Annotated in this window: 3 protein-coding genes; 1 reads left to right on the top strand and 2 read right to left on the bottom strand. The window is 67.0% G+C overall.

The features are described 5' to 3' along the window. Positions 1 to 188 precede the first annotated feature (188 nt). Positions 189 to 1001: a hypothetical protein gene (locus AB0G16_RS38455; protein ID WP_362815920.1), complete on the bottom strand. Its 813-nt coding sequence runs from the start codon at positions 999 to 1001 to the stop codon at positions 189 to 191. Positions 1002 to 1352: 351 nt separating this feature from the next. Between AB0G16_RS38455 and AB0G16_RS38450 the strand changes: the two genes are divergently transcribed. Beyond that, positions 1353 to 2009: a recombinase family protein gene (locus AB0G16_RS38450; protein WP_362815918.1), complete on the top strand. Its 657-nt coding sequence runs from the start codon at positions 1353 to 1355 to the stop codon at positions 2007 to 2009. An 18-nt stretch (positions 2010 to 2027) separates the two neighbouring features. On the opposite strand, the gene AB0G16_RS38445 is transcribed toward AB0G16_RS38450, so the two are convergent. Beyond that, a partial coding sequence (locus AB0G16_RS38445; RefSeq protein WP_362815917.1) for a Tn3 family transposase occupies positions 2028 to 3823 on the bottom strand: 1796 nt, incomplete at its 5' end.

Below are 3823 nucleotides of genomic sequence, written 5' to 3'. Positions count from 1 at the left end.
CGCACCGCTCCGGCCCGAAACTCCGGATCAAAGCGACGCCGCGTGGTACCTGCCATGACCAAACCTCTCTCGGTTCGATCTCCACGCTACGGCCCTCTGCTCCCGAACATGTCCCCAGCCGCCAGGTAGCGGAGTGAAGGATCAAGCCTGGGTTCGGGCCGTGTGCGCGCCGGGGGCTTCGGTGGCTCTCACTGCGGCCGAACGGCGACCGATTCGGCGGAGAGCGTGACCTCGACGGTGATGTGCGGATTGTCCAGCTGCGGGAGCTGAAGCCCACGCTTGAACTCCTCGGCATCGTCCGGCATCACCTTCGGCTGAACTGTGACCTTGACTTGGCCGGTCTCCTCATCCGGGTGCGCCATCATCGTGGCCACCTCGGGGCGGGAGCGGAGCCAGGAGACGACCGTGTCCTGGGCCCGCCGGAGCTCCGCGGCCGAGAATCCCTTGCCGCCGATCAGGGTGACCTCCATGGGGAGGGTCCTGGCCAGCTCGATCGCGCGCGTCGGGATAGGACCCTTGAAGCCGACGCGCAGCCCCCGCTGGTCGTCGACGTATCTGACGCCGGAGATCTCGTCAGGGAACTTCGCGTTAAGTTTGTCGATCACCCGGCTGTTGGACGACTGTGAGCCGAAGCGATCGATGGCCTCCTCGTAGGAGAGGCCCTCCGATTTGGCGATGGCCCCGAGGTCGACCAGCTCGGCGTAGGGAATGCCGTCGATCACCACGTTCGGGTCGGTCACCGCAGGGTCGTACCCCTCCAAGTCCGTCGGCTTAGGTGACGAGGTAGCAGCCACCCGGGTCGCGTACCGCTTGACAACCTCCTCCAGGGATCGGCCCGACGACGCCGCCTCTCGCTTGAGCTGCTCCAGGGTGGGCCGATGCGCTTTGGGCTGATCGGCCCGCGGCAACACGATCGTCTCGGTCCCGGCCACAGTGGGCACCGGGCCAGCACCAGACTGGCCGCAGGCGCACAACGACGCGAGCAGCGCGATGACGGTCAAACGCGATCTCTTCATACCAAAGGGACGCGCCACCGGCCTGGAGGGTTCATCCAGGTACCCGTCCAGTACGGCGAAGCCCGTTCATCAGAGTGCGCCTCCCATGCGGGCCTTGCCACCATAAGGCGGTCCTCCGTTCCAAACGTGTCGCTAGCCCCGAAGGAGGCTTGATCGCGCTGTGGCGCCTTCTCGGAGTGTCGGAATTAGAAGGTTTCCCGACAGGGCGCTCACCTGGCCCCGAGAAACGAGCATAGGAGGATAAAACACCACGGTTGGCGGGGCTTTTCGGGTTCCGATTGACGACAGGATTTTCCGACAGGTAGAACGGGGCTTCGTCCTTCTTGAGGAGCGCCGGTGCGGATCGTCTACTCCCGCTCGTCCACCGCGACCCAGTCCCTGTTGCGGCAGCGGCACATCCTCACCGAGGCCGGGCTGCTGGTCCGGACCGAGGGTGTGGCCGAGGGGTTCCACCCGGCTCCGGGGGTGCGGCTGTTCGAGGACCCGGCGATGACCTCCAAGATTCCCGCGCTGGAGCGGCCCGCGTTCGCCAGGGTCGCCGCCGCCGCGCATCCTGGCGACACCCTCACGGTGTCGGAGCTGTTCCGGCTGTGCCGCGACCTGGTCGACATCCACGCTGTCCGCGACTGGTGCCAGGCCCGCGGCGTGGTGCTGCGGGTCCTGTCCGGGCCGTTGTCGAACTTCCACGACCTGGCCGCCAACGACGCGACCACCGCCCTGATCATCAACGTGATCACTGCCGTCGGGCAGTTCCAGCGCGACCTGCAGAACGAGCTGACGGCCGAGGGGATCGCCGCGGCGGAAACCGAAGGCCGCTATCGCGGCCGGCCGCCCGCGCTGACCGGCGCCCAGCTCGAGGAGGTGCGGTCAGCGTTCCAGGACCAAGGCGCCTCGATCGCGGCACTCGCACGCGCGCAGGGGGTGAGCCGCGCCGCCGTCCGGACCGCGCTGGCCGATCTGCTGCCTGACCAGATGCTCCCGCGATCGCCCTGATCGAGGGAGCGGGATCGGTCAGGCAGCGAGGCCGAGGTCGAGGCGGCGGCCCATGTCGATGTCGATCGTGCCGTACAGGTTGGCGTTGGACCAGAACAGGGGCGATAGGCCGCGCTTGTCGGCGTCCGTCAGCCGCTGCTGCCAGACGGGGTCGGTGAGGACGGACTGGACAAGCAGGGTGTTGATGAATACCAGCGCGGACTGGAGCAGGTGCAGGCTGAGCATGGAGACCTCCTGGTGCTCCTTGTCGCTGCCGGGGATGGTGCCGGCGCTGCCGTAGAACAGGTCGGTGTTGGCGGAGTTCCAATTCTCCACGACCTGCAGACCCTCGTGGATCTCGCGGCGCAGCTCTTGGGCGGCGACGTACTCGGCGACGAACACGCTCTTGACCGCCTTGCCGAGTTCCTCGATGGCCTTGTAGGTGGGGTGCTTGGGGCCGCCGCGAGTGAAGCGGCGCAGCACCTGCTCGGCCTCGGCCGTGCCCAACCTGAGCGCGGTGGCGTACTTGACCATCTGGTCGTACTGCTGGGCGATGATCTCCCAGTCAACCGGCTTGTCGGCCACCATGCCGGTCAGGCAGGTCGGGACCTGGTCATCGGCGTCGGCCTTCACCAGCTTCTGGTGGGCGATCCTCTTCATCCGCGGCAGCAGCTTGAACCCCAGCAAGTAGGAGAACGCGAACCCCACCAAGGACTGGCCGTGACTGTCGGTGTACTGGCGGTCGATGGTGGCGTCGGTGCAGTGCCGCAGCACGCCCTCCATCATCGCGGCGACCTCGGAGACGTTGCAGGACCGAAGCTGGGAGTAGACGCACACCGACTTGCGGTCCACGTGCCAATAGATCATGACGCCGGGGCCGCCGTACCGAGCGTGGTACTCGGTCATCAGGTTCGACGACCACGACCCGAACTTCTTCGAATCCGACGCGCACGCGGTCCCGTTGCCCCACCACAGCGGGTCCCGCATCCTCAGGGTGGCGTTCACCAGGGTCGCGATCGCCGCTCGCAGGTTGTCGCGGTTGACGAACAGATGCCTGGTGGCGCGCAGCGCTGCCTCGGTCTCGCCGTGGCGGCCGCCGTCGGCGACCCGTTTGATCCCCACGTTCGTGCCGAGCGCGTACAGGACCAGCAGCAGCCGTTTGCGGATCACTTCCCGCGGGGTCGCCTCCCTGGTGGCGACCGTGGTGAACGCGTCGGTGAAGTCGGTGACGAAGTCCGACTCCTTCAAAAAGTCCAGCAGGTCGATGATCCCCCAACGGGCGGCGACCTCGGTGTGCAGCGCCCGTAGGTTCTCCGGAACCTGCAGCTTGCCCAGGTCGGGGATGTGCCAGCGCGGCTCGCCGCGGTGCGTCTTCACCTTCGTGCCGCCGGACTTGTTCCTGGCCATCGCCTGGCCGCAGGCCGCCATCGAGGCGCGCATCGCCTCCTTCAACGTCTCGATGAACACGCTGCTGTCCAGCGGTTGACGCATGTTCTCGTAGTGGACGTCCCGGTTGTCCTCGAAATCGGTCGGCAAGTCCTCCTCGGGATTGCGCCAGCGGCGGGCGCCGGCGACGTAGATCTCGCGGCGGCGCAACGCGTCCTTCAACGACACGATCACGCACAGCTCGTAGGAAGCCCGCTCGATGACCCCGTTCTCGTCGACGACCGCCTCCAGCCAGCCATCCGGCACCACCCCCTGGATGGGGACGTTCTCCGAGGCGTCGTAGTGGCGGGTCGTGTTCGGGATGTCGGCGTAGCGCTGCAGCAGATCCAGGGCGTCCATCACCGGCCGGTAGGCGGTGTTGTTGCACTTGAACTCGATCGCGGCCAGCA

The sequence above is a fragment of the Streptosporangium sp. NPDC023615 genome (genome assembly GCF_040640155.1).
GTDB lineage: Bacteria > Actinomycetota > Actinomycetes > Streptosporangiales > Streptosporangiaceae > Streptosporangium.
Note: the sequence above shows the minus strand (reverse complement) of the source record. Positions and strands in the feature narration are given on the sequence as shown.